This is a genomic window from Mesorhizobium sp. CA14, assembly GCF_020165195.1.
Taxonomy (GTDB): domain Bacteria; phylum Pseudomonadota; class Alphaproteobacteria; order Rhizobiales; family Rhizobiaceae; genus Mesorhizobium.
In genome coordinates this window covers 17,252-41,115 of record NZ_JAIUHR010000039.1, presented here as the reverse complement: position 1 = coordinate 41,115, position 23,864 = coordinate 17,252, and the positions used below count along the sequence as shown (strand labels likewise).

Below are 23,864 nucleotides of genomic sequence, written 5' to 3'. Positions count from 1 at the left end.
AAACCAGCTCGACCACCTACTGCCTTGGGCATATGCCCCCGCGCAACTCAAAGCCGTGGCCTGAGAACACCGGTTACAATGCTGCCACGGCTGTGACCACACCAACGCGGTCGAGTCCAAAATGGCAGCAATAGCCAAAACCATTCGGCGCATAGCGACTCCAGTTCTCTATTGCCTCATGCGGACGAACCAACCGACGCCGCAGATTCATTCAACTAGGTGGCAGATCGAACGTTCCTTAGCAGCCGCGTGCGGAGTGGGGGCGGATGCTCTTGGCCATGCGAGCCGTCGGAGCTGCCTCGTCCGTGGTGCCTGCCTGAACAGCGCGGAGCAGGAGGGACGCGAACCATTCCCCCTCTGCGGCCTCAGCGTCAGCAGGGAGAAAGGTTTTTCATCACCCGATCGAGCATGGCCATTTCATCCGGACCGATGAATTCCTTGCGCGGTTCACGCACCGGCGCGTATCTGTCTGTCGCCTACACGCCACTCTGGGTCGAGAACATGACGGCAGGAAAAGGCTGGATCGCGCTGGCGCTGGTGGTGTTCGCCACATGGAGGCCGCTGCGCATCCTGCTCGGCGCCTGGCTGTTCGGTGGCATGACGATCCTGCAATTGCAGGGGCAAGCGCTGGGGCTGCAGGTTCGGAACTGCTATCAGCCCTGCCCTATCTGGTGACAATCATCGTGCTGGTGCTGATCTCGCACAACCGCCAGATGCTTGCGCTGCACTTTCCGGCGACGCTGGCGAAGCCGTTCCGGCCGGCGGGCTAACCGGGCGTGTTGATGCACGGAGAACTCAAAGAACTAGAGAATACGGTATGCTGAACATGGAACCACCCCGAGTTTCGAACTGGGATCGAGACTTGGCGGGCTGGACCGCTTGGTGGCAAAACGGTCGTCTCGATGCGCCCGATAGAGCGTTGCTATGTCGAGCAGGTTCGCGCTTTCACGGCGCGCTTTCCGAATGCCCGCGACTCTCGCTGTGATGAACAGTTCAGGGTTTTCCGTACCCGTTCCGTTTGAGTGGCGCGGCGACGGCTGGTTCACTCCCCATTGATCCGCACCACATCGACCAGCGCCGCCGACGACCAGCGCCGTTCATCGCCTCGAAACGATGCGCCTGCCGCTCAGGGTCAGGCGTTCCAGACACAAGCCGATTTCCAACTCGTTGGTATTCGCAGGCAAATCGGTCCCGAGTTGGCTTGCTAATGCTGCAGGCCGGTGATCATCGCGATGATCTCGTTCTTGTCGGTCTCCGCCGCGTTGCGAATGCCGATCTGCCGGCCGCGCCTCAAGACGCAGATGCGATCGGCGAGCCGGAACACCTGGTCGAGGCTGTGGCTGATGATCAGCACGCCGATGTTGCGCTGCTTCAGCGAGCGCACGGTCTCTTCCACCTTGGCGGTTTCGGAGACGCCCAGCGCGGCCGTAGGCTCGTCGAGGAGGATGAGCTTACTCGCCCAATGCGTCGCCCGCGCGATGGCGACGCCCTGACGCTGCCCGCCCGAGAGGTTGCGGATCGTGGCACGCACGGAAGGAATGCGAACGTCGAGTTCCTTCACCAGCTTGTCGGTCTCGTCGATCATCCGACGGCGGTCGAGCAGGCCGAACCGATTGACCGGCTCGCGGCCGAGAAACAGATTCATGTAGACGGTCTGCTGGTCGGCGAGCGCCAGGTCCTGATAGACCACCTCGATGCCGTGCGAGCGCGCCATGGTTGCGCTCGCCATCGTCACTTCCCGGCCCTCCATCGTGATCGTCCCCGACGAGGGGGCATGCACGCCGGAGACGATCTTGACCAGCGTCGACTTGCCGGCGCCGTTGTCGCCGACCAACGCAACGATCTCGCCCGGATAAATCTCGAGCGCGAAATTCTCGATCGCGGTAATGCCACCGAAATGCTTGCGGATATCCTTGAGCTGAAGGACGGGGGCTCGCCCGCTTGCCGTTGTGTCCATTATCGTCGTCCTAAACCGGCCAGGCTCTGGTATCACCGAAGCCGTTTTCAATGGTTTCCACCTTCGGCGCCGCGCCGGAGATGCCTGAGACGCCGACGACATAGGCCCGCGTGACGAAGGCCTGGCCGCGGAAACCGAAGACGGCACTGTCGCCCGGCTTCGGCGCGTTCGCGCCGGAGGCGTCGACCATGGCGTAGTAGTCGATCGCCGAAGGCGGCGGCACCTCGACGCTGCGCAGCGCCTCAGCACCCGTCGTCGGCTCGGCTGAGACGATCGCCTTGACATCGTAATCAGGGAAGATCGGGTCGATATAGAAGCCGCCGCCGAAGCAGTAGGCCTTGCCGCCCGACAGATGCGATACCTCGGTGAGGTAGAGCACGGCAGGCAGTTCCGGCAGGTCTTCCATGACATGCAGGGCCGTGGTGCCGTGCAGGCCGTTGCCGGGTTCGCACTGCGTGGCGCCGGCTTCCGCCAGCGCGGCCAGCATGACGCTCGACGTGGTTCCCGGCGCGTTGATTTCGATCTCCTTGCGGCCGGCCTTGGCGAGCGCCTCGGCGGCCTTGCTCAGCGTCGCCAGGTTGGGTGTCGGCAGCACTTTTCGCGCGGCATGGTCGAAGAGCAAGGCAGGGAAGGTGGTGATGCCGGCGAAGCGGCCGCCTGGAACAGCATCGAGACGATCGGCGACGGCGACAATTTCGCCGGCGTCGAAGCCGCCTTCATGGCCTCGGTAGAAAATGTCGCCGTCGGCCGCGATACGGGCAAGCAGGTCCTGGACATAGCCGGCCGCCTTGGCGCCCTTGCCTGCTTCCTCGGCCTTGATGTCGTTGAAGACGGTCCAGTAGTCCGGCTTGAAGATCCTTGCTGCCGCATTGGCTTCGAATTTCGCGATCTGCTGCAGATGGCCGAGATGGCCGAGCTTCATGCCGGCGTTGTGTGTGGCGCGCGCGCAGGCCATGTCGACTGCGACCGCGCGTTCGATGCCGCCGCGCATCACGGCCTTGCAAAACGAAGAGGAGCGGCCGACCTGCTTGGTCATGGCGAAGATCTTCAGGCCAAGCCGATCGGCTTCCTGTTTGAGCAACTTTGCATTGCGCTCGACCGTGTCGAGATCAAGCACATAGGCGTTGGCCGGCAGCTTGCCCTGCTGATGAAGGCCGATCGCCGCCTCGATGAAGGCGGGGTTGCGGCGGCGCAGAACGTCGAGAAACATGGAAAAGGTTCCTTCAGCGGGATTTGTCGCGCAGCGACACAGCAACGGCGGTGAGGATGATCAGGCCGCGCACGATCATCTGGTCGGAGACCGAAAGGCCCATCAGGATCAGCCCGTTGTTCAGCATACCCATCATCAGCGAGCCGACGAGAGCGCCGACGATCGAGCCCTTGCCGCCGTTGAGCAGCGTGCCGCCGACGATGACGGCAGCGATCACCGTCATCAGATCGGTCTCGCCGAGCGTGTATTTCGCCGCTTGCAGGCGCCCGGCGTAGAGCAGTCCGGCAAGCCCCGCAAGCCCGCCGCTGATGGTGAGCACGGCGAGCCTGATCTTGGGCACGCTGATGCCCGAGACGCTCGCCGCGCGGGCGTTGTCGCCGGTCGCCAGCACATGCGCGCCGAAACGCGTCTCACGGTAGACGAGATGGCCGATGGCGATGGCGATGACCGTCCACCAGATCAGCGACGGCACGCCGAGCAGCGACCCCGAGCCGAAGAAACCGGTGAAGGTCTCGTCGGTGACCGAGATCGAACGCAGATCGGTCATCGAGCGCGAGACACCGGCGAACAGGCCCATCGTCGCTAGCGTCACCAGGAAGGACGGCAGCCTTACATAGGCGACCAGCGCGCCGTTGATGAGGCCGATCAGGATTCCCGCACCCAGGCCGGCGACGATGCCCGCCGCCATCCCATAGGAGGCGATGGTGACGGCGGCGGCGAGCGCCGCCACCGCGACGATCGAGCCGATCGAAAGGTCGATCTCACCGGCCGACATGACGAAGACGAGGCCTATCGCCATGATCGTCACCGGCGCCGTCTGCAGCACGATGTTGGAGAGGTTGCGGACGGTGAGGAAGCCGCTGTCCCTCAGCATGAATGCGAAGAACAGAAAGATCGCCAGGAAGCCGAGATAGACGACATATTGCTGCAGATTGAAGCGGCTGGCGAGGCTGCCCACCTCGGTACTGGTGTTGGCACTGGACATGTTCGATCTCCGATGATGCGTGCTTCGCAGCCTGCCACGGCGTTTACTTCATGGCGTCCGCGATGGTCGCGGGCACATCCTTGTTGAGCGACTTCTTCCAGCCTTCCTTCACCGTCTCCTTGGTGACGGCAATGGAATCGACGGCATAGAAAGGCTCGGCCTTCAGGCCGACCAGGGAACCTGCCGAGGCACGCGCCAGCGTCACGCCGATCGAGTAGGCCTCGTCCGCGACAAGGGCCGCGACGCGGCCGCCCTTGACCATATCGAGCGCGGCCGGTTCGTTGAGGTCGAGCGTGACGATCTTGGTGTGCTTGTTGCCGGCGGCACGCAGCGCGGCGAGCACGCTGAGAGCCGGCTCGGCCCAGGTGACATAGATGCCGTCGAGGTCCGGATGCTGGGTGATCATCGCCTGCGCGATGTCCTCGCTGCGCGCTGGGTCGGCCATGCCGGCCTCGTCGGCGATCTTCATCTCCGGATAGTCCTGCTCGATCGTCTTCTTGAAGGCGCCGTCGCGCTGATTGGTGACGTAGAAGTCGGCGTCGTGGAAGATGTAGCCGACCTTGCCCTTCTTGCCGAGCGCCTCGGCCATGGCGATGCCGGCCTTGTTGCCCATCTGAAAGAGATCGTCGGAGACGATCGTGACGTAATCCGAGCCCTGCTTGTAGCCGGCCGGGCAATTGTCGACGAAGCCAAGCTTGACGCCGGCCTGGCGGGCCGGATCGTAGACGGCGGCCGCCGTCGCCGGATCGACCGGAAGCGACAAGATGATCGACGGCTTCTTGGCCAGCACCGTCTCGACATCTGCCTTCTGGCGCGCGGCGTCGAAGCCGGCGTCGGTCTGCGCCACCACCTTGATGCCGAGGCGCTTGAACTCGTCGCGCGCCCCGGCGTTGACGGCGTTGGTGTACTCGCTCATCTCGTGCCAGACGAGGGCGGCGGTGAACTTGCCGTCCTTGATCTGCTGCTCCTGCGCCGCCGTCAGCGTCAGAGAGGCCGCCGGAACCGGCTTCTCGCCGTTCGGGCCAGTGGTCACGCCTTCGGCGGCGAAGGCGTGAGCGGCCAACAGGCTCGCCAATATAGTCATGATGCTCAATGCTCTGCGCATGTCGGTTCCCCTTTTTGTTCAGGAAGAGCTCCGGCCTAGCGGGCCGGAGCGTCGGCTTCACTTCGCCGCGTTGAGCACCGACTGGGGTGCGTCGCGGTTCAGCGAATCCTTCCAGCCCTGGGAGACATTTTCCTTGGTTACGGTCAGCGCCGGCGCCACGACGAAGGCGGGCGTCTGCTGGCCGAGCAGGGACTTTATGCCGGAGGCGGCCATGGCGCGGCCGAGTTCATAGGCCTTATCGGCGACGAGTGCCGCGACATTGCCGCCCTTGACCATGTCGAGGGCGACCGGCTCGGCAAGATCGAGCGTGACGATCTTGGTATGCGTGTTGCCGGCGCCGCGCAGGGCCGAAAGCACGCCGTCGGCGGGCTCGGCCCAGGTCACATAGATGCCGTCGAGATCGGGATGCTGCAGCAGCATTGCATTGGCGAGTTCCTCGGCACGGGCCGGCTCGGAAATGCCCTGTTCGGCGACAATCTTGATGTCGGGATAATCCTTCTCGATGGTCTTCTTGAAGGACTGGTCGCGCTGGTTGGTGACATAATAATTGGCGTCGTGGAAGATATAGCCGACCTTGCCCTTGCCGCCGATGGCCTTGGCCATCGCGTCGGCAGCCTGCTTGCCCATCTGGTAGAGATCGTCGGTAACGATCGAGGCGTAGTCGGTGCCTTGCTTGTAATCCTTGGGCAGGTTGGACAGGAACACCAGCTTGACGCCATCCTTGACCGCCTGGCGGAATGCTTCGGCGGAGGTGACGGGGTCGAGCGGCAAGGCCAGGATGACGTTCGGCTTGGCGGCTAAGGCGGTTTCGATGTCGCTGCGCTGGCGGGCGGCGTCGAACTGCGCGTCGGTCTTGACCGCGATCGAGATGCCAGCGCGGGCGAACTCGTCGGTGGCGCCGGCGGTCACCGCATTGGTGAAGTCAGAAGAGGTGTGCCACAGAAGGGCAGCCTTATAGCCCTTGTCCTTCAGCGCCGCGATGTCGGCATCGCTCAGCGTCAGGCTGGAGCTCGGCGTGGCGGTCTCGCCCTGCGGACCGACCGTCTGCGCCCAGGCGGCGGTTGTCGTCAGCATCAATCCGCCGGCGAATGCGGCGGCAAGCCATTTCTTCATCAGCATGTTCAGTCTCCCATTTCTGCTTCGTTGATCATTCAGTCGGCCGCGCCGCAATAGCGCGCCATGAAGGCTGCGAAGCCGACGATGCCGGCGAGGTATTCCTCGACATCGACGTGCTCCTCGAAAGTGTGGCAGTTGCGGATGTCGCCTGGCGCGCAATAGACGGCGGGAATGCCCAACCGGTTGACGAAGAACGACGATTCCGACCAGAAGGGCGCGCCCTCGATCACGCCGCGTCCGCTCATGGCACCCGCCATCGATTGCGAAAGCATGGCGACTTCGACGCGCGTCTCATCGATCTCGGCGGCGGTGCCGCCCAGCCTGTGATCGCGTCCGGCCGGATAGGCGAACTCCACGGTGATCTCGGGATCGGTGATAGCGCCGCGCACCGCGGCCTCGATCTCGGCGGCGGCCGTGTCGAGGGATTCGCCCGGCAGGAGCTTGCGGATCAGCGACAGCGTGCATCGCTCGGGCACCGCGATATAGCCGCCGCCGGTAAGGCCGGTGATCAGCAGGAAGCCGCGTCCGGTGAGCTTGTGCTTGGCGCGGGCGGCCACCTCATCCGAGTGCTTCCACAGCGCCGTCATGGCGGCATGGGCGGCGCGCAACGCATCCTTGCCGAGCTCCGGCACGCCGAAATAGGCCGACTTGCCGGTGACCGTGATGTCGCTGATGAAGAAGCCGATCTGCGCGGCATAGACGGCGAGCCGAGTCGGCTCGACATAGACGGTGAAATCGGGCGCCGCGACCTCGCCAGCCTCGATACGGCCGACGAAATGCTTGATGCCGGCGGATAGGCCAGTGCCGGGCTGGCCGCTCTCCTCGTCACCCACGAATGCAAAAGCGACATCGCCCTTGAGGCGGATGCCGGCCCTATCGAGAAGCGACAGGGCCGCCAGCGAGGCGGTGATGCCCGCCTTGAGATCGCCCGAGCCGCGGCCCCAGACAGCGGCGCCGATTACGGGGGCGGCGAAGGGATCCTCACGCTCAGTGCCAGCCCAATGCTCGCGCCAGCCGTCGACATGGACGGTGTCGGTGTGGCCGATGAACAGCAGACGCTTGCCCTGGCCCGTTCCCTTGCGCTCCCCCCAGATGTTTGGGCGGCCGGGAAGGAAGTCAGTCCTGGTCAGGCCGCTCAGGCTCAGGTTGCCCATCGTCGTTTGGAGGAAGTCGACGAAGTTCGCCTCGTTGCCAGTGATGCTCTGGCGGCCGATGGCGCCGCGGAAGAGCGCCAGCGCCTGGTCGGCGTCGAGCACGGCTCGCAGGCGGGCAACGAGATTGCTGGTCACAGCGCGGCCTCCTTCAATGCAGCAGCCTGGGCGGTGGGAAGCGAAATCCGTCCGTCCGGGGCATCGACGCCGAACAGCGTGTTGTGCAACTGACCAAGACCGATCGCGGCCGCGCCGATCAGGGCCGCACGTGCGCCCAGCTCGCTCGCCTCGACCTTGACGGGATAGGGGAAGCAGAGGGGCATCAAGGTCCGCACCCGCGATAGGATTTCCGGCCTGAGGCCGATTGACCCGCCGAGAATGACTTTTTCGGGATTGGCCACGGCGGAAATGGCCGCAATGCCCTGCGCGAGAAAGCGCGCGGTTTCGTCAAGCACGGCAAGCGCATCCTTGTCGCCCTGGCCCGCATTCTCGAAGATCGCTGGCACCGCCAGCTGCTTGCCGGTCAGCGACCGGTAGCGTTCCGTCATCGCATGTGTCGCCACGACCCGTTCGAATGCTCCGATGCGCAGCGATTCCACCGCGAAGGGATCGGCGCCGATCGGCATGAAGCCGATCTCGCCCGCCGCATGGGTGGCGCCGCGCACCAGATGGCCGCCCAGCATCAGGCCACTGCCGACGCCGGTGCCAAGCGCGATATAGGCGAGATTGTCGATGCCCTGGCCTTGGCCCAGCCAATTCTCGCCGAGCACGGCGAGATTGACGTCGTTCTCGATCATCACCGCGACGCCGAGCGCCTTCTCGAAGGCGTCGAGCACATTCATGGCGTCGAAACCGGCAATGTTGGGCGCGAGCAGGATGCGGCCGGTCGTGGGGTCGGGCGCGCCCGGCGCGCCGACGACGGCAAGGCGGATCTTCTTACGCGGGATGCGCTCCCGGGCAGCGGCCTGGAAGGCAAGTGCTGCGATCTGGTCGACGATGAACTGGCCTCCGCGCGAATCGGTCGGCGTCGACGCCTCGGCGAAGATCTGGCAGGCGAGGTCGGTCAGGGCCACGCGCACCTTGGTGCCGCCGAGGTCGACGGCGATGATGTAGGCGGCATCGTGGACCAGTTCATAGGTGACGGCGGTGCGCCCGACATGGCCGCTGGTACGGCCTGTCTCCTGCACCCAGCCCTCCTCCTCCAGCACCCTGACGATCTCCGAAATCGTCTGCTTAGAGAGCCCGGTCTGCTTGGCGATCGATGCCCGCGAGATCGGGCCGCCTTGCACAATCGCTTCCATCACCGACCGCTGCGAAAACTTGCGGGAGATGCGCGGCGTGTCGATCGCGGAAGGCCTCTTAATTCGTTCTACGACCGAACTATTGCCCTTGAAGCTCCGACTGTCAAGGTAACAGCTGCAGCAAAAGAGCTTGGCGGCGCTCCTACGCCGCTTTTGGATGCTTGGAGCGGCTGCCGAAGGTGGCCCCGTTCTGTGACGCCACGCTCCACACGCTGACGACGTCTCCTTCGGGGAATAGCCAGGCATAGGGCCTAGTAGGGGCGAGGCGCAAACCGGCTCGCCAAAGCGCGATCAGACTGAATGTCTGGAATGGGCCGTAAGCCGGCTGTCCTTCAACAGGAGGCATTTGGCTGAAGCGGACCATCCGCATAGGAAATCGCCTCACGGACGAATGCGAATGACCGTCTTTCCCGAGCGCCGCTCGGTGGAGTTGAAGGTTTCAACGGCATCATCCAGGCTCGAGACCTTGCCGATGTTCGTCCGCAGCCGTCCGTCCCGTATCCGCTGGACTAGCTCGGATAGCTGGGCGCGATCGGCCTCTACGACGAAGTCAACCGTCAAGCCGTCGACGGGTCGAACATCCGTCGGTCCGACGACGGTCACAAGCGTTCCTCCGACCCGGATCAGGGCTGCCGACCGCCTCTGGATATCGCCGCCGATGACGTCGAAAACCAGATCGACGCCGCCGATGTCCTCCAGAGTGTCATTTCCGAGGTCGACGAATTCATTTACACCGAAGTCGAGAGCCTTCTGGCGGTCGGCGGCGCGCCCGGTGCCGATGACATAGGCTCCGGCTTCCCGTGCGAGCTGCGCCACGATCGAACCGACAGCACCGGCCGCGCCATGCGCAAGCACGCTCTGTCCCGCCTGAAGGCGGCCGTGCTGGAACAGCCCCTGCCATGCGGTCAAGCCGGAGATCGGCAGACTCGCGCCCACCGTGAAGTCGACATCGCCGGGCAGCGGCGCGAGGTTGCGGGCTTCCATGGCGACATACTCGGCGAGTGTGCCGTCGCGATGCACAGTCGGACAGGCCGAATACCCGCTGACCGATTGAAAGCCCGGTTGTCCCATAGCCGAGGGCAGTGACCACACCGGCCAATTCATGGCCCAGGATTGATGGCGTGCGATTACGAAAGGCCCGATCCGCCCAAGTAGAAGGCCACTCCAGTTCGGTGTTGACAAATCCCGCTGCATGAACCTGAACGACTGCGTCGTTTATCGCGGCCCGCGGCTCGGGCCGCTCCACGAGCTTCATTCCGGCTGTCCCCGCCGTCTGATCTCTAACAACGATTGCTTTCATGGGAATTGTCTCCTCAGATATTTTGCTGGTTCGGTTGCAGGGGAAGAAGTTCGCCCCATCACTCAGATCATCCGCCGACGAAATGGCAACCGTCAGCCATTTTCCGTCGGCAGGATTTGGCCGAGGGTTAACTCGCCCGCTGCCGCATCATGTTAGCAAGGGCTCTTAGGGGTGCGCCGTCTTCAGCGCGCGCTCCCCGCTTTCGGGCGCGTTGAGCACGAAGGTGACGAGGAGAACCGCAGCACCGTTCGCCCAGTAGTACCAGGCGTCCAGCCCCTGCAGGCCGAGCACGGATGGCACGGCGACGAAAGTAATGCCGACGAGGCGGTCAGTCGCGACATGCAGCCCATACGGCAGCACCCGGACTACACCGGTCTTGTGATTGGTGAACAGGGTCAGAATGAGGGCGGCGGCGCCGGTTGCTACCGACACCCAGATCGCCGGCGGCTTGGCATGGCCAAGTCCGAGCAGGAACGGCATTGCCATCAGGCTCAGGGCGACGGGATAGTCGAGGAAGGCGTGAACGGTCTTTGTGACGAAGCGAATATTCATGACACTCTCCGGTTGATCAAGGACTATGGACTTGCACACCACTCATATGGAAGACTATGGGTGACGCTTGGTGCCAATAATTTTGCTGATCGTCCCGATGGATCCCTTCGCTGCCCTGTTCGCCCACGTAACCCCGAGGGCCCGGACGTTCTTCACCGGGAACCTGTGCCAGACGTTGCAGTTCACTGGTGTGGGCTATTTGCACCTGTTCAAGGCAGGCGCGCTCACGGTCACCCAGGACGGACAAGCCGACCTCGAACTCGTTGAGCCGACCCTGCTGTTTTTACCGCGCGGGCGGACTCACAGTTTCGCAGTTGATCCCGAGCGCGGAGCCGACCTTGTATGCGCGACCGTCGAACTCGGGGGTGCGGAGGGCAACCCGATTGGCCGGGGCCTGCCTAAATGTGTGGTTCTGCCGCTCGCTGCTCATCCGGCGCTAGGCCCGGTTTGTGATCTGCTGGTCGGCGAAGCATTCTCCGAAGCTGGTGGCCGCCAGGCGGCGCTCGACCGGCTGTTCGACTATCTCCTGATCCTAATCGTGCGTCACGTGGTTGAGAGCGGTGCCATTTCGACCGGCGTGCTTGCCGGCCTCGCCGACCCACGCCTGGCCAAGGCACTGACTGCGATGCACGAGGCGCCGAAGAAGCCTTGGAAGCTTGAGGATCTGGCCGACGTCGCCGGCATGTCACGCACGCGGTTCGCCGATCATTTTCGGACACTGGTCGGGCTGACGCCCATTGAGTACCTGACGGTCTGGCGCATGACGATCGCGCGCCAGCTTCTCGGCAAGGGCAAACCGGTCAAGAGTGTCGCGGCGCAGGTCGGCTACGACAGCGCGGCCGCCTTCTCGCGCGTATTCAGTCGGCTGACCGGGAAGCCGCCGCGCGAGTCGACGCGCTTCGGGATAGATCTCGCTAATCGACGAACTCGGCACTAAGCATCCGTACAATCAACGGCAGTGGTCTGTGCGACCCGGCGGTATTCGCTAGGCAACAAACCAAAAGCCGCCCTGAAACTGCGACCGAAATGCGTCATATCGGAAAATCCCCAGCTATAGGCAATCTCGCTCAGTCTCCGATGCACTTGTTTTGGGTCTTCTAGCGCTCTTCGGCAACGCTCAAGGCGCCGGGACCAAATTAGACGCGTGATCGACGTGCCGTCCTCGGCAAGCACGCTATTGGCATACCGGACACTCACTCCGGCGGCCGCAGCAACCGCCGCGGCGTCAAGCGACGGGTCGCTCAGCCGCGCTTCGACCGCAACGCGCACGTTGACAAGAACAAGAGAGCGGGCAGACGATAGGCGCGGTTTTCGATCCATCGCTTTCGCCAGCGAAAGCGCGACAAGATCCAGTGCATGATCCCTGACGAGTTCTGCAGCGGCAGCATCCACCGGCCGGAGGGCAGCATCGCGAGGTAGCTCGATGTCAAACCGTGCTCCGCTTCTAGACGCTTAATCGGGCGAGCGACCGCCTGCCGCACATCACCGATGCGTGCTTCCAATTGGCGCCGCGGAACTTTGAGAATCAGCTCCTTCGCACCGTCTAAGTATCTCCCTCGGAACGGTCGGCGTGTGTCGAACAATAAGATATCGCCGGCTTCAAGCACGCCTTCGCGGCCGTCCTGCTCGAACAAGAAAATTCCGGCGGTTTGCAGGCGAATCAAGACCTCGTCCGAGTTCGCCCGCGCAACATGGCGGCCTGTAACATCGTTTTCCATCGGCGTGCTCTCGTACTGCACGAGAGCAATGTCGGCCAGAGGCGCGGACTGAGTTTTGGCGCTGAAGGTTTGCCGATCTTCAGGCGTGCAATCGTGCGGCACGACCTTCTTGCAAAGTTCCTCATGCCAGTAGTCAAACGCATCGCGCGGGTGAACGTCCGCGGTCGAGACAGTCGTATTCATCACCGCCTCCGTTCTGTTCGAGCCGATCAATTGTTCCCAGTCGGCCGATTCTTGGATGAGCGCTCACGTTAAATATAAGGAGGTTTGCTTCGCAACGAAATGCTCGTGACGAGGCAATGCGGAGGCCCCGAATTCGGAATTGCTGGGATGTCCGTCAACAGAGGCAACGCCATGCTCACCAGTCGGACGGAAGGCAGGAATGTGGCGAGTGAACTGGCGCGCGCACTGGATCGAAATGAAATCGTTCCCTACTACCAACCGATTGTGAATCTGCAGACGAGGCGCATCGAAGGCTTCGAGCTACTGGCGCGTTGGCAACATCCGATCAGACAAAACATCGGCCCTGCGGAATTCATCCCAGCAGCCGAAAAACTGGGGCTGATCGGCGCGCTAACCGAACGACTTTTGCGCCAAGCGTGCATCGATGCAGCGAATTGGCCAGCCCACCTCCGGCTTTCGGTGAACATTTCACCCCGGCAGTTGCATGATTCGCGACTCCCCAAGCAGATCTCCGGCATCTTGGAACAAGCGCGATTTCCGTTTCAGAGACTGACGCTAGAGATTACCGAAAGCGCCGTGGTCGATGACATCGACTTAGCGCGCTTGATCTTGGGGCATCTGCGGTCGCTCGGAGCTCATCTCGCGCTCGACGACTTCGGCACCGGCTACTCAGGACTTCGTCACCTACAAGAGTTGCCGTTCGATATCTTGAAGGTCGACGCGATTTTTGTGCGCACACTGTGCACTAAAACAGAAAGCAGAAAAATCGTCGCAGCAGTGATGGGCCTTTGCCAAAGTCTCAAACTCGCGACCATCGCAGAAGGTATTGAAAACGACAGTCAATTGGAAATGCTTCGCTGTCTTGGCTACGGCAATGGACAAGGATGGCTATTCGGCCGGCCGGCCCCGGCAGCTGAGGCGGAAGCGCTTCTGAAAAACGGGCAGTCGGTCGTAGCGCTAAACTCCGTCGCACAGATTGCGGAGCAGGTCGCGCTGCAGCTGGAGGCAATGCCGATCCAATGTCTCTGGCAATTGAAGGCGCTCTACGAAGGAGCGCCGGTCGGCTTGGCGTTCCTCGATCGCGAACTTCGGTACCTCGCAGTCAACGAACGCCTGGCGGAAATGCAAGGCCTACCAACCGCTGCGTTTCTCGGCCGCGCCGTCGCTGATGTCTTTCCGGAAGAATCAAAAATGTCGAACCGCGGTTAAGGCGAGCGCTCGCGGGCGAGATCATAAAAGACATCAGAACTCGCCATAGCCCAGTGGCAGGGAGGCCCGCCCGACTGTTGCAGTCATCCTATCAACCGGTTCGTGACCCGACAGGAGAGGTCATCGGCGTTTCAGTTGCGGTCGTTGACGTCACGCATCACGAGTCTGTGACCGCGTCCAAAACCAACGGCCATTTTGAACCTCCCGCGTTTCCGCGGAGTTGAGCATCGCCGTTCTGAAGGAGTGCGGCCATGCCAAACGGCAAAGATGAATTGAAGCGGGAAAACCAACAGCGCGCAGAAGAAATACTGCGCCTCAATCTCCCTCCGAGCACGACGCCGGTGTGATAATGCGCGACATCCTGACCGAGTCGGGAATCGGATCGCATAGCGGTGGCCTTGAGCCGTGAATGTCCGGAAATGGCCCTTGGCCCATATTTGGCGTCCGAGTGGTTACTACTCACTCGATCAAAGGCATGTTGCGCTGGCCTCACGAGGAATACCTGCTGATGGTTTGGGCTTTCGCTAAAAAACGGGGTTAATCCCTGCTCCGAGCAGGATTTTCAAACGGCCGATCCGAGCGAAAACGGGACGGCAGGCTTTGTGTCCAACTGAGAAAGGAGTCGGCCCGAGCCGTGCGCAGCAGAACGTTCGGCTTCTTCCTTGAACTCGCTCCCAGAGAGAAGCTTTCGAACTGCCTTCGGCGGAACCGACCAGCGAAATTGCCGTTCTCTCATGCCGATCAGGAGCGCTCAATGTTCAACCCATGGGTCGATCTCTCTCTTTCCATACTGGAGGCGCAGCAAGTGATCTGGCTTCGAGGTATGCGAATTGCCAGCGGCGGCAAAGCGGCTGAACGCGAAGCAAAGTTGATGATCAGTGAAAAAATCGAGGCTGCCGGCCGCGCAACTGTGATGCTCGCCATGGGCGCATCAGCAGACAAGCTCGCAAGTTACTGCGGCGGGAAGATTAGGGCGAACAGAAAGCGGCTTTCACGGTCGCCTGGGTGACCTAGAAGCTTGCGATCCGGCACAATGCAGTTGACCAATTTGCCATCCGACAAGCCGCCTGTTCAGCCAAAGCGTCGTAGGTTTTCGCGCGACCTGGCTGCCATGGTGTCCATGAGGTCAAACTCATCGACCATCCCGCTCTGGAAGAGATAGACCAGTTTGGCGGCGACGTTCTGAGCATCGTCCGAGTCCAGTCGATGCCCCTCCTGCTTGCATAGGTGGTGCAGAACGCGCGTGAGCATTTCGAGGTCGGACGATTCGAGGATTTGGGTGTGCATCTCAGCGCCTCAGGTTTGGACGAGAGTGCTATTCGCTCCCAGCGTCCGTGTGCCATGATAAACCGGACGACGCACGATCTTTAGGCCTTCCAGAAATGGTCCGCATTCACATTTGAGGTTGGTCGCAAGCAGCGGCCTTTTAGAGCGCGCGCGGGAACGTTTATTTAGGTGAAAAGTTCGGCTCAGAGACCTGGAGAACATCTCAGAGTATCCGCTTATGCCATTGTTCTTTTTCGATATTGACGATGGAAGCGAGTTGATGAGAGACGACTCGGGCGTTGAATGTTCATCCCTGGCAGAGGTGAGCAGCAGGGCGGTCGAGGTATTGCCAGACATCGCCCGTGAGGAACTGCCCAACGGCCGTATGCGGACCTGCTTTGTCAAGGTACGCGACGATGCCGGGCGCTACATCTTCAGAGCCTCCCTCAAGCTCGCCTCGGCGTGGATGGTCGAAGATGTGGCCGGCGAGCACCAGCCCGGTGAGGACCGCTGGGAAGAAGCACTCTCCCGCACCAAAACCCAACTTGGTGAGCTACGCCGAGAGTTTCCAGAGGACGGGTTTGCGTTGGAAATGGATGGGCTCGACAGCCTCTTTTCGGTGGCTGAGGGCGAAGTCGAACGGCTTCGCCGCAACAAGTAATTATGCGCGCCGCGCTATGTGCAGCGCTGCTAAGAAACCGCTTAGATTGGCACGCTCCCTGAAGGATCCAGCGTCTAATGATGGAAAGCTCTCTCTAGGTCCTGCCGGTGGTTTCCCTCGCATTTTTTATGAGCTGGTTGATTTGTTTCCGAAGGGCCATCCCCTCCAATTGCCGTATCTCGTACCCTTCCCTTTTAAGCTTTGTACGCACATCTCCGAAATTTGCGTATACCCCGGACTTGGCCAGGTCAAATGCGCGCTCAATGGCCGTTTTTCTGTGATCCATAGGACCACGCATATAGGTTCGAGGGCGCCCGGGCCCAGCCCTAACCCCTCGTCTTGTGCAGACGATATGGATTTCTTGCAGCGTCAAATCCTCCCTCTATGTCCAGCATCAGCGCAGAGCTGCCATTTCTTAGAAGCTCACTGCGGTCAGCGAGTGCTGCATCAGCGCCTTGAATCAATTTCGGCGAACCGCTTCGTAACTCATTGCTGAATAACGATTATGTTAGTCGCTGAGGGTGTGAGACCTTCGAAGAAAATCAATGGCTTAGCGGATGGTTAGCCAACCCATATCCTTCGTATCGTCTCGTATGGTCTGGCGAACCCGAAAACAACAAACGAGATTGATTGCTGGCTCGACCAGCGTAAGATCATCCATGTCGACATGGATGCGTTCTACGCGTCTTTCGAACAGCGCGACAATCCGGAGTTGCGCGGCAAGCCGCTTGCCGTTGGCGGGGCCGCCGCGCGCGGCGTGGTGGCTGCTGCAAGCTACGAGGCTCGCGCCTTCGGCGTTCGCTCCGCGATGCCGTCGGTCACGGCAAAGCGCAATGCCCCGAGCTGGTCTTCGTGCCGCCCCGCTTCGACGTCTACCGGTCCGTCTCGGCCCAGATCCGCGAGGTGTTCGCCGAACATACCGATCTCATCGAACCGCTCTCGCTCGACGAGGCCTATCTCGACGTGACGCAGAACAGGCTCAATGTTTCGTCTGCCACGACGATCGCCGAGATGATCAGGGCGAAGATCCTGTTGGTGACCGGTCTCACCGCTTCCGCCGGCATCTCATATAACAAATTCCTCGCCAAGATGGCGTCCGACCAGAAGAAGCCAAACGGCCAGTTCGTCATCACGCCCCGTCATGGGCCGGCCTTCGTGGAGACGCTGCCGGTGAAGAAATTTCATGGTGTGGATCCCGCGACCGCCGCCAAGATGGAGGCGCTGGGCATCAAGACCGGCGCCGATCTCAAGGACCGCTCACTCTCCTTCCTGCAGCAGCATTTCGGGAAGTCTGGGCTCTGGTACTATCAGATCGCGCGCGCCATCGACGAGCGCGCGGTCGAGCCGGATCGGCGGCGCCAATCGATCGGCGCCGAGGATACGTTCGCAGCCGACATCTCCGAGCTCCCAGCAGCAATCGCCGAACTCAAGCAGCTGACAGCCAAGGTCTGGGGATACTGTGAAGGCAAGGGCATCCGCGGCCGGACGATCACGCTGAAGGTCAAATTTGCCGATTTCCAGCAGATCACGCGCAGTCGCACCGCGGCGGTGCCAATCGAGTTCTCTGACTTCGAACGCCTCGCAGCCGATCTCCTGAGGTCGGTGTTTCCGGTACAGAAGGGAATCCGGCTGTTGGGCATCACGCTTTCGTCGCTAGGCAATGTGTGGCCGCCGGAAAAACGGCAACTTCGGTTCGAACTTTAGGATCGCCGCGAAAAGAAAAGCCCCCGCCGGCTCTGCCGATCAGCCCGCATGGGGATCGGATTTCGCGATTATCTGGGATAGCTTCTGCGGCATAGTCATCGGCCGGCACGGCCGAGCTAAACAGAGGGGGAAGATATGGCCGCCCTCCGAAGGTTGATGGATGGAACATCAGGCGGCCTCGCGTCCTTCTGCGGCCTCCGGCTGACAGCCATGCAGGAAAGCGACGGCGCGCTGCGCATGGGCAGCGGCCGATAAGATCGCGCGCTTGTCGTCGGCGAGGACTTTCAATTATCCGCAGCAGCCCATAATGTGAAGGAAGGCGACTAGATTGCCTGAAGTCCAGGGTTTCTGACCACCTTCCTCCGCATTATTTCAGAGCGTGTCGAGTACCGGGGCCATTGCCATATCTATCGTGTAGCGAAGCGTTTTTTGGCGGCTTCCGTTTCCGGCATGTAAAGCGAGACTGCGTTTCCTTCCGGGTCGCGGAACTGAAATGTCTTGTTGCCCCACGGCATCGTCTTCATGTCGTGCACCAGTTGCACTTTGTCCTTCAGGCGCTCGAATTCCGCATCGACATCCTCAACTTGAATCTCCAAATAGGCCGTGCGATTGGCCCCGGGCTCACCGCTTCCTTCTTTCCAAAGTGCTACAGTTTCAGGTGCGCCGATTGCCAGCGTTGCACCAGGCCCGACAAGCTCGGCGAACACTGGAGCAAGCCACTCCGCCTTGCGGCCCAAGATCATTTCGTAAAACGCGACCATCTGCTTGATATCGGCTGCGATGAGGCGGACTGATGCGAGTTTCATTTTGTTTCCGTTCGTCAGGTATCGTCGTGTTGGCGTCCAATTAACGCCTTGTCGCACAGCCCTGTTGCCACCATTATGGCAACAGGAGTCAACAGCAATGCGTCGAGCCGATCGCCTCTTTCAAATCATCCAGATATTGCGGCGCACAGATCGGGCCGTGACGGCAGCGGCGATTGCCGAAGAGCTGGAAGTTTCCAAACGTACGGTCTACCGCGACATCGCCGACCTGATTGGCCAGCGAGTGCCCATCCAGGGAGAGGCGGGATTTGGTTTCGTACTCGACCGCAGCTACGACATGCCGCCGCTCATGCTCACCGCGGACGAAATAGAGGCGGTTGTTCTAGGTGCGCAATGGGTGTCCGCCCATTCCGATCACCTTCTTGCCAATGCCGCGCGCGATCTGCTTGTCAAAATTACCGCGGCGATCCCCGAAGATCTTCGTCCCTTCGTCGCCGAAGCGAGCGTTACCGCCAGACCGCCGTTGGCTCCAGCACCTGAAGACGCGCTCGCCGTGAAACTTCGCCAATCCGTGCGCGAGGGGCGCAAACTGCGACTGGTTTACCGTGATCTATCCGGACAAACGACCGAGAGAGTGGTCTGGCCGGTCACGCTGGGTTATGCGGAGACCAGCCGCCTGCTTATCGCATGGTGCGAACTTCGGCAGGGCTTCCGCCACTTTCGGTGCGAGCGGATACGGAGCGCTGACATAATGAAGGAGCCGATAGGGTTGCGGTCAGGTGAACTTCGGCGGCGCTGGCAGAGCTGGCGGGCTGATCAGTTAAGGTATCTCCAACTGGACCGCCCTTCAAAGCTTGGTGACGACATCCCAAGCCGGCACAGTGACGCTCAATGACACCAACGGGCGGAAATATCCGATGAGGGGCCTTTGCTTTCCGATGGCAAACTTCTGCGGTCTTTTTGACCAGCAGAGGAGCCATGTATGTCGAATAGCAATTACGACCTGATCGCAGAGCTTAGGACCGTGCTATCCCGCCAGCAATACAGCCCGACGGTAATCGGGAATTATTGTGTCTATGTGCGCGGATTCCTTGAATACCTTTTACGGCGGAATATCCCGATCACGAACGTGAGCGAAGCGGAGGTAACGGAATATCTGCGCTATGCAATCGCGCTGTTCAAGGAACGCTATGGTCGATCTCCAGGACCATACTGGCACTCGATTCCGCGTTCCGGAATCGATGCGTTGCTCCGGCTCGCACAGGGTCAATGGCCGTCCGCACCGAAGGCGACCTGCGCTGCCGAGGCAGTGCGCTTTGCCATCTGCGAGGAGTACGAGACCTGGCTGCGCGAGGAACGAGGTCCTGCTGCCGCCAGCATCGACGCGTTGATGTGGGAGGGGCGGAACTTTCTGGCCTGGCAGATCGATCGGCACGATCCCGACAGCCTGATGACATGACAGTGAGCGACATCGATGGCTACATGGACACGCGCAGCCCTCACCAGACGCGCAGATCTGTGAAGGATGTGGCGGAGCGCCTTCGCTCGATGCTGCGCTATCTCCATCGGACTGGGCGCGTGGCCACCGATTTATCGCCCCACGTTATCGCCCCTTTGCTCTATGCCCATGAAGGTGTGCCGTCGATCCTTACGCCCGATCAGGTCGCCGCCGTTTTGCATGCGTCGGGGGAGGACAAGACGCCGGCGGGGTTGCGGGACCCCCGCCATCCTTCAATTGCGTGCGACCTACGGCCTGAGATCGGGCGAAATCTGCAATCTTCGGATCGAGGATATCGACTGGCGGGCGGAATCGATCCGCATCAGGAACACCAAGACGCGGGCATGCTCATTCCTGCCATTGATGGTGCCGGTGGGTGAAGCGATGCTTGCCTATCTGCAGACGGGGCGGCCTGCGATAGATGCCCGCGAGATCTTCGTGCGAACACGCGCGCCTTATCGCAAGCTCGGTATGCTGGCCAGCATGGTGCGACGGCGCCTTGACGATGCTGGTGTCACCCCGGTTGGTAGGGGCGCGCCTATGCTGCGTCCCTGTTGTCGTGGCGATGGGTGTTGCCCTGCTGGGCGTGCATCCAGTCGGCGATCTGTTGCGCCTTAGCCGCGGCGGTGAAGATGGCCCGCTTTTCGGCGCGAAGCACTTCGAGCCAGGACGCGACATAGGCGGCGTGTTCGGGCCGCGGCTCGACACTGAGGTTGAGGTCGGCGCAGATCATGGCACTCAGGAGCTCGACCGTGCATTCCTCCATGGCGTAGGCCGCCGAGCCGAAACGTCCGGAGAGATCGCGATCGAGGCGATGGCTGGCGCCTGAGGCATGCCCGCATTCGTGGAGCAGCACGGCGTAGTAGGCGACGGCATCGCGGAAGCAGGCAAACTCGGGCATCTGCACGTGATCCGTGGACGGTCTGTAGTACGCTCGTGAGCCACCGTGCCGGATGTCGATGCCAAGCGCCGCACAGAACCGCTCGGCCTGCTCGATACGCTCGGCCTCGGGCAGCACCGGCATCTCGGGCAGCGTGTAGCCATCGACCTGGGCACAATTGAAGACGGTGTAGCCGCGGGCGAACATGCGTCGGGCAGGCTCGTCGTGATCTTCATTAGTGTCCTCAGTGTCTGCCTCGCCGTGGCGGTCGGCAATCTTCCAGAACACGACCAGATGGCCGCGCTCGCCCTTGCGGACCTTGGCGCCCAGTGCCCGCCACTGGCGATAGGTTCCCCAGATGCCGGCGGGATAGCCGATCGCGTACGCCGCGGCCCAGAGTGCGATGACGTTGACGCCACGATAGGCCTTCTGCGAGGCGACGTTAACAGGCGTGGTGATGGCCGATCCGTCATGGTGCCAGGGCATCCGATAGTCGTCGGCGCCGGCCTCGATGGCGGGGATGATCTGGCTGGTGACGCGCTCATAGATATCGGTCCGGGTCTCATATGTGCGATTGGTGGTCATGGCTGGCTCCTCAAGCTCGCCCCTCTCCGTCGAGGGCGAAGCGGCAGAGGCGGACGCGGGAAGCCGGCCCGTCACAACCCTGTTCTCGGTGCTGGTGCGGAACAGGGTTGACGGGTCGGCAGCGTCTGCCACAACCCGAGCCCTGCCTCGACGGGCGAGCTTGAGGAGGCGGCCGTGACCGGCGCGCCAAGACCGGATCGATGAGGATTACGCGAGCTCTCAGCCGCCACCACGAGGCGGACGCCGCTGGCGAAGGCGCTTGTGGGCTTGCGTGACCTATCAGAGCGACTTGCCGATTTCGGTTCTTATGCGGACAAAAATTTCTCGCGGTTCGATCGGGTCGAGCAGAAATATCGAACCATCACAGCGGATATGCGTCGAGGTCTTACGAAGCAGAAGGCGATCATTAAAGGGCCGGACGCTTACAGTGCGCGATCTGACATAGCGATGTGGATCAGCGACGCCCAAGGCGCGGCATCCAACCTTCACGACAGCGTCGAAACTGCACACACTGATTTCACAAGGCAGACCAAATCCATACTCACCGAGACAGCGAGGTACGACCAAATCTGTGTGCCGCTCGCAAATGCCAAGATTGGCGATGATCCAGATGTCACCACAGCCCTAGTTTGGAAGGCAGCTTGTGCTACATTTCAGAAAAGCGAGGCTGCATTCTACGCTCGTGTAAATTCCATTGAGGGATCATTCCAGCACATCGAAATCGTTTGGAGGCAGGAAAGCGAAGCGCAGGAGGCGATAATCCAAGCGTCGAACGCAGCTCAATGATCGGCCCGGGGGAAACGACCGCAAAGTTGTCATCGATATCGATTCCCCCAATCCTGTCACGATTTCCGAACACGTGCGACTGAGTTGCATTATACCCGATCGCGTATAAAACAGAATTATACGGATCGCGTATAAATACATTTGGCTTTCTTGATCATATGTCGATAATTTGAGTCTTAGTGCGGCAACGCCCAAATACCTTCCTGGGAAAACATTCAGAGGTTATAATATGCGCGCCGAAGAGGGGCGTAGAACGTTGAAAGAGAGGTCACTATAGTGACTGAGTTGACAGCCGATCTTCGCATCCCGGCCGCGCAGTACATTCGGATGTCAACCGAACACCAGCGCTATTCGCTGGAGAATCAGATCGCCGCTATTGCCGAGTATGCCGAGGCAAGAGGCTTCGCTATCGTCCAGACATACGCCGACGCCGGAAAAAGTGGCCTAAGTTTAAAAGGGAGGGACGGCCTCAAGCAACTGCTGTCCGATGTGGTGACTGGCCAACGGACCTATTCTGCAATCCTCGTCCTTGACGTCAGCCGATGGGGGCGGTTTCAGGACACCGACCAATCCGCTCACTACGAATTCATCTGCCGAGATGCCGGTGTAGCTGTCCAGTACTGTGGAGAGCCTTTTGAAAACGACGGCAGCATGGTTTCGGCCATCGTCAAGAACCTTAAGCGGGTGATGGCAAGCGAGTACAGCCGGGAGCTCTCAGCGAAGATTTCAAGGGCGCAGACACAGCAGGCTCGCCTTGGGTTTAAGCAGGGCGGCACACTGCCCTATGGGGTCAGACGAATGTTGATTAGCAGCGATGGTCGGCCCCGATTTCTCCTCGGGCCGGGCGAAGAAAAGGGGTTGAGTACCGACCGCGTGATTTACGTTCCGGGACCTCCTGAGGAGCTTAAGATCGTTAGGCGCATCTTTCGGATGTTTGTCGATCAGAGGCGAAGCATCGGTAGCATCGTTAGGATACTGAACGATGAGAGGGTGCCATCGACGGACGGGTGCGTATGGGCGTTCGCGCGCGTAAAGACTGTTCTACGCAGCGAGTTGATGATCGGGTACTACGTCTACAACAGAACCAACCAAAAAATGAGAGGGACGGCCAAACCCAATCCTCCCGGCCTCTGGGTCAGGACGCGGGTAATGGAACCGATTGTAGACCCCAAGCGGTTTGCGAGAGCGCAGCGGGAGTTCCGACACAAACGAGGGTACGGCTATACCAGACGCGACATGGTAAAAAGACTGAGGCGACTCTTTAGAGAAAAGAACAATCTCACCTCCGCAATCATCGACAATTGCCCATACACGCCCTGCGTCCAAACATATATCGAGCATTTCGGCAACCTGCGGACAGCATTTGCAACGGTCGGATTCCAGTCGCTTCGGGCCATCGCAAAACGAGGTCGCACCTACACCGATGAAGAGCTGTTGAACGGAATCCGACGGCTACACGCCGAGTTCGGCTTTATCACAATCGCGCTGATCAATGCGGATCAAGAGCTGCCTGTTTATCGCGTTTTCGCCGAGCGATTTGGGTCCATTATCAAGGCCTACGAGTTGGCAGGTTTCCCAACTACCAAAAAAGGAACGGTAGGGGCAGCGCGGCGTAGGGTCAGCCAACGGGGTCCAAAGCACTCAGATACGGAGCTTCTGGATGGCATCCGGCGTCTGCATGCTACGTTCGGATACGTTTCATGTGCCCTAGTGGATGGGGATCCGAATCTCCCCAAGCATCACGTTTTCGACGAACGTTTTGGATCGATGCTGAAGGCGTACGAGTTGGCAGGTTTCCCAACTACCAGAGGACAAACCGTCCGTGACGGGCGGATAAGGGCACGGCAGCTGCTGCGAGAGGGCTTGCGTTATGACCCTTCGAAGCCTCGGGGCGAAAGAGCCGTAACGCCAACCTAACTGCGCCTTTTGTTCT

The 23,864-nt window shown here is 61.0% G+C and carries 24 protein-coding genes and 5 pseudogenes; 14 read left to right on the top strand and 15 right to left on the bottom strand.

Going from position 1 to position 23,864, the window contains the following annotated elements; translation table 11 throughout:
* Window positions 1–456: 456 nt before the first annotated feature.
* Together LB565_RS27885 and LB565_RS27880 are read left to right on the top strand one after the other, a co-directional pair.
* Window positions 457–770, top strand: a pseudogene (locus tag LB565_RS27885) (ABC transporter permease); the annotation flags it as partial.
* Between the two features lie 72 nt (window positions 771–842).
* Window positions 843–1,022 (top strand): annotated as a pseudogene (locus LB565_RS27880) (D-glutamate cyclase family protein); the annotation flags it as partial.
* A 182-nt stretch (window positions 1,023–1,204) separates the two neighbouring features.
* Here the strand turns inward: LB565_RS27880 and LB565_RS27875 are convergent.
* The 9 genes and pseudogenes from LB565_RS27875 to LB565_RS27835 form a co-directional block, all read right to left on the bottom strand.
* Window positions 1,205–1,957 carry an ATP-binding cassette domain-containing protein gene (locus LB565_RS27875; protein ID WP_224589296.1) on the bottom strand — a complete coding sequence of 251 codons (753 nt, stop codon included), beginning with the start codon at window positions 1,955–1,957 and terminating at the stop codon, window positions 1,205–1,207.
* Window positions 1,958–1,967: 10 nt separating this feature from the next.
* A complete protein-coding gene (locus LB565_RS27870) occupies window positions 1,968–3,167 on the bottom strand; it encodes an alanine racemase (protein WP_224589295.1) in 1,200 nt (399 codons plus the stop codon).
* A 13-nt stretch (window positions 3,168–3,180) separates the two neighbouring features.
* Complete coding sequence (locus LB565_RS27865) at window positions 3,181–4,152, bottom strand: ABC transporter permease (protein ID WP_224589294.1); 972 nt, start codon at window positions 4,150–4,152, stop codon at window positions 3,181–3,183.
* Window positions 4,153–4,195: 43 nt separating this feature from the next.
* The gene (locus LB565_RS27860) at window positions 4,196–5,257 is read right to left on the bottom strand and encodes a substrate-binding domain-containing protein (RefSeq protein WP_224589293.1); all 1,062 of its coding nucleotides are present in this window, start codon (window positions 5,255–5,257) and stop codon (window positions 4,196–4,198) included.
* A gap of 57 nt (window positions 5,258–5,314) precedes the next feature.
* Complete coding sequence (locus tag LB565_RS27855) at window positions 5,315–6,376, bottom strand: substrate-binding domain-containing protein (protein WP_224589292.1); 1,062 nt, start codon at window positions 6,374–6,376, stop codon at window positions 5,315–5,317.
* A gap of 32 nt (window positions 6,377–6,408) precedes the next feature.
* Window positions 6,409–7,662 (bottom strand): M20 family metallopeptidase, encoded by a 1,254-nt coding sequence (locus LB565_RS27850; RefSeq protein WP_224589291.1) that lies wholly within the window; start codon window positions 7,660–7,662, stop codon window positions 6,409–6,411.
* A complete protein-coding gene (locus LB565_RS27845; protein ID WP_224589290.1) occupies window positions 7,659–8,828 on the bottom strand; it encodes an ROK family transcriptional regulator in 1,170 nt (389 codons plus the stop codon). Before LB565_RS27845 ends, LB565_RS27850 begins: the two co-directional genes overlap by 4 nt.
* Window positions 8,829–9,206: 378 nt before the next feature.
* Window positions 9,207–10,125: pseudogene (locus LB565_RS27840) on the bottom strand (NADP-dependent oxidoreductase).
* Window positions 10,126–10,290: 165 nt separating this feature from the next.
* Window positions 10,291–10,677 (bottom strand): hypothetical protein, encoded by a 387-nt coding sequence (locus LB565_RS27835; protein ID WP_224589289.1) that lies wholly within the window; start codon window positions 10,675–10,677, stop codon window positions 10,291–10,293.
* Between the two features lie 82 nt (window positions 10,678–10,759).
* Here LB565_RS27835 and LB565_RS27830 point away from each other — a divergent pair, with 82 nt between their 5' ends.
* Complete coding sequence (locus tag LB565_RS27830) at window positions 10,760–11,614, top strand: AraC family transcriptional regulator (RefSeq protein WP_224589288.1); 855 nt, start codon at window positions 10,760–10,762, stop codon at window positions 11,612–11,614.
* Here LB565_RS27830 and LB565_RS30080 read toward each other — a convergent pair.
* Together LB565_RS30080 and LB565_RS27820 are read right to left on the bottom strand one after the other, a co-directional pair.
* Entirely contained in the window at window positions 11,611–11,997 is a 387-nt protein-coding gene (locus tag LB565_RS30080) for a helix-turn-helix domain-containing protein (RefSeq protein ID WP_224589287.1), read from the bottom strand. The two genes, LB565_RS27830 and LB565_RS30080, sit on opposite strands and share 4 nt — an antisense overlap.
* Entirely contained in the window at window positions 11,919–12,578 is a 660-nt protein-coding gene (locus tag LB565_RS27820) for a cupin domain-containing protein (RefSeq protein WP_224589286.1), read from the bottom strand. The genes LB565_RS30080 and LB565_RS27820 overlap by 79 nt, the downstream gene beginning before the upstream one ends.
* Window positions 12,579–12,725: 147 nt before the next feature.
* On the opposite strand from LB565_RS27820, the gene LB565_RS27815 reads away from it, so the two are divergent.
* The 3 genes from LB565_RS27815 (at window position 12,726) to LB565_RS27810 (ending at window position 14,796) form a co-directional block, all read left to right on the top strand.
* Window positions 12,726–13,787, top strand: a complete 1,062-nt coding sequence (locus LB565_RS27815) for an EAL domain-containing protein (RefSeq protein WP_263488678.1) — start codon at window positions 12,726–12,728, stop codon at window positions 13,785–13,787.
* The gene (locus LB565_RS30075) at window positions 13,763–14,011 is read left to right on the top strand and encodes a PAS domain-containing protein (RefSeq protein WP_411970699.1); all 249 of its coding nucleotides are present in this window, start codon (window positions 13,763–13,765) and stop codon (window positions 14,009–14,011) included. Before LB565_RS27815 ends, LB565_RS30075 begins: the two co-directional genes overlap by 25 nt.
* Before the next feature lie 530 nt (window positions 14,012–14,541).
* Entirely contained in the window at window positions 14,542–14,796 is a 255-nt protein-coding gene (locus LB565_RS27810) for a hypothetical protein (RefSeq protein WP_224589285.1), read from the top strand.
* Between the two features lie 62 nt (window positions 14,797–14,858).
* Here the strand turns inward: LB565_RS27810 and LB565_RS27805 are convergent, their stop codons facing one another.
* Window positions 14,859–15,074 carry a hypothetical protein gene (locus LB565_RS27805; RefSeq protein WP_224589284.1) on the bottom strand — a complete coding sequence of 72 codons (216 nt, stop codon included), beginning with the start codon at window positions 15,072–15,074 and terminating at the stop codon, window positions 14,859–14,861.
* Between the two features lie 217 nt (window positions 15,075–15,291).
* Here LB565_RS27805 and LB565_RS27800 point away from each other — a divergent pair, with 217 nt between their 5' ends.
* Both LB565_RS27800 and dinB read left to right on the top strand, forming a co-directional pair.
* Window positions 15,292–15,714 (top strand): DUF6894 family protein, encoded by a 423-nt coding sequence (locus LB565_RS27800; RefSeq protein ID WP_224589283.1) that lies wholly within the window; start codon window positions 15,292–15,294, stop codon window positions 15,712–15,714.
* 667 nt (window positions 15,715–16,381) lie between these two features.
* Window positions 16,382–17,418 (top strand): annotated as a pseudogene (gene dinB, locus LB565_RS27795) (DNA polymerase IV).
* A gap of 168 nt (window positions 17,419–17,586) precedes the next feature.
* Here the strand turns inward: dinB and LB565_RS27790 are convergent.
* Both LB565_RS27790 and LB565_RS27785 read right to left on the bottom strand, forming a co-directional pair.
* A pseudogene (locus LB565_RS27790) lies at window positions 17,587–17,706 on the bottom strand (antirestriction protein ArdC); the annotation flags it as partial.
* Window positions 17,707–17,825: 119 nt separating this feature from the next.
* Window positions 17,826–18,224, bottom strand: coding sequence for a VOC family protein (locus LB565_RS27785; RefSeq protein WP_224589282.1), 399 nt, complete (start codon window positions 18,222–18,224; stop codon window positions 17,826–17,828).
* Window positions 18,225–18,321: 97 nt separating this feature from the next.
* Here LB565_RS27785 and LB565_RS27780 point away from each other — a divergent pair, with 97 nt between their 5' ends.
* The 4 genes from LB565_RS27780 to LB565_RS27765 all read left to right on the top strand — a co-directional run bounded on the left by LB565_RS27780 (window position 18,322) and on the right by LB565_RS27765 (window position 20,298).
* A complete protein-coding gene (locus LB565_RS27780) occupies window positions 18,322–19,077 on the top strand; it encodes a helix-turn-helix transcriptional regulator (protein ID WP_224589281.1) in 756 nt (251 codons plus the stop codon).
* 87 nt (window positions 19,078–19,164) lie between these two features.
* Window positions 19,165–19,641: an integrase gene (locus LB565_RS27775; protein WP_224589280.1), complete on the top strand. Its 477-nt coding sequence runs from the start codon at window positions 19,165–19,167 to the stop codon at window positions 19,639–19,641.
* 2 nt (window positions 19,642–19,643) lie between these two features.
* On the top strand, window positions 19,644–20,060 hold the full coding sequence (locus LB565_RS29980; RefSeq protein WP_224589299.1) for a hypothetical protein: 417 nt from the start codon (window positions 19,644–19,646) through the stop codon (window positions 20,058–20,060).
* Complete coding sequence (locus LB565_RS27765) at window positions 19,951–20,298, top strand: hypothetical protein (RefSeq protein WP_224589297.1); 348 nt, start codon at window positions 19,951–19,953, stop codon at window positions 20,296–20,298. Before LB565_RS29980 ends, LB565_RS27765 begins: the two co-directional genes overlap by 110 nt.
* Here LB565_RS27765 and LB565_RS27760 read toward each other — a convergent pair.
* Window positions 20,219–21,145 (bottom strand): ArdC family protein, encoded by a 927-nt coding sequence (locus tag LB565_RS27760; protein ID WP_224589279.1) that lies wholly within the window; start codon window positions 21,143–21,145, stop codon window positions 20,219–20,221. The genes LB565_RS27765 and LB565_RS27760 overlap by 80 nt on opposite strands.
* Before the next feature lie 261 nt (window positions 21,146–21,406).
* On the opposite strand from LB565_RS27760, the gene LB565_RS27755 reads away from it, so the two are divergent.
* Both LB565_RS27755 and LB565_RS27750 read left to right on the top strand, forming a co-directional pair.
* A complete protein-coding gene (locus LB565_RS27755) occupies window positions 21,407–21,931 on the top strand; it encodes a hypothetical protein (protein WP_224589278.1) in 525 nt (174 codons plus the stop codon).
* 276 nt (window positions 21,932–22,207) lie between these two features.
* Window positions 22,208–23,848, top strand: coding sequence for a recombinase family protein (locus tag LB565_RS27750; protein WP_224589277.1), 1,641 nt, complete (start codon window positions 22,208–22,210; stop codon window positions 23,846–23,848).
* Window positions 23,849–23,864: the final 16 nt, after the last annotated feature.

Excerpts from the sequence above, each read along its gene's own strand:
- LB565_RS27875 (WP_224589296.1), bottom strand. The coding sequence starts at position 1,957 with ATGGACACAACGGCAAGCGGGCGAGCCCCCGTCCTTCAGCTCAAGGAT.
- LB565_RS27870 (WP_224589295.1), bottom strand. The coding sequence starts at position 3,167 with ATGTTTCTCGACGTTCTGCGCCGCCGCAACCCCGCCTTCATCGAGGCG.
- LB565_RS27865 (WP_224589294.1), bottom strand. The coding sequence starts at position 4,152 with ATGTCCAGTGCCAACACCAGTACCGAGGTGGGCAGCCTCGCCAGCCGC.
- LB565_RS27860 (WP_224589293.1), bottom strand. The coding sequence starts at position 5,257 with ATGCGCAGAGCATTGAGCATCATGACTATATTGGCGAGCCTGTTGGCC.
- LB565_RS27855 (WP_224589292.1), bottom strand. The coding sequence starts at position 6,376 with ATGCTGATGAAGAAATGGCTTGCCGCCGCATTCGCCGGCGGATTGATG.
- LB565_RS27835 (WP_224589289.1), bottom strand. The coding sequence starts at position 10,677 with ATGAATATTCGCTTCGTCACAAAGACCGTTCACGCCTTCCTCGACTAT.
- LB565_RS30080 (WP_224589287.1), bottom strand. The coding sequence starts at position 11,997 with ATGGATCGAAAACCGCGCCTATCGTCTGCCCGCTCTCTTGTTCTTGTC.
- LB565_RS27820 (WP_224589286.1), bottom strand. The coding sequence starts at position 12,578 with ATGAATACGACTGTCTCGACCGCGGACGTTCACCCGCGCGATGCGTTT.
- LB565_RS27815 (WP_263488678.1), top strand. The coding sequence starts at position 12,726 with ATGTCCGTCAACAGAGGCAACGCCATGCTCACCAGTCGGACGGAAGGC.
- LB565_RS27810 (WP_224589285.1), top strand. The coding sequence starts at position 14,542 with ATGTTCAACCCATGGGTCGATCTCTCTCTTTCCATACTGGAGGCGCAG.
- LB565_RS27805 (WP_224589284.1), bottom strand. The coding sequence starts at position 15,074 with ATGCACACCCAAATCCTCGAATCGTCCGACCTCGAAATGCTCACGCGC.
- LB565_RS27800 (WP_224589283.1), top strand. The coding sequence starts at position 15,292 with ATGCCATTGTTCTTTTTCGATATTGACGATGGAAGCGAGTTGATGAGA.
- LB565_RS27785 (WP_224589282.1), bottom strand. The coding sequence starts at position 18,224 with ATGAAACTCGCATCAGTCCGCCTCATCGCAGCCGATATCAAGCAGATG.
- LB565_RS27780 (WP_224589281.1), top strand. The coding sequence starts at position 18,322 with ATGCGTCGAGCCGATCGCCTCTTTCAAATCATCCAGATATTGCGGCGC.
- LB565_RS27775 (WP_224589280.1), top strand. The coding sequence starts at position 19,165 with ATGTCGAATAGCAATTACGACCTGATCGCAGAGCTTAGGACCGTGCTA.
- LB565_RS27760 (WP_224589279.1), bottom strand. The coding sequence starts at position 21,145 with ATGACCACCAATCGCACATATGAGACCCGGACCGATATCTATGAGCGC.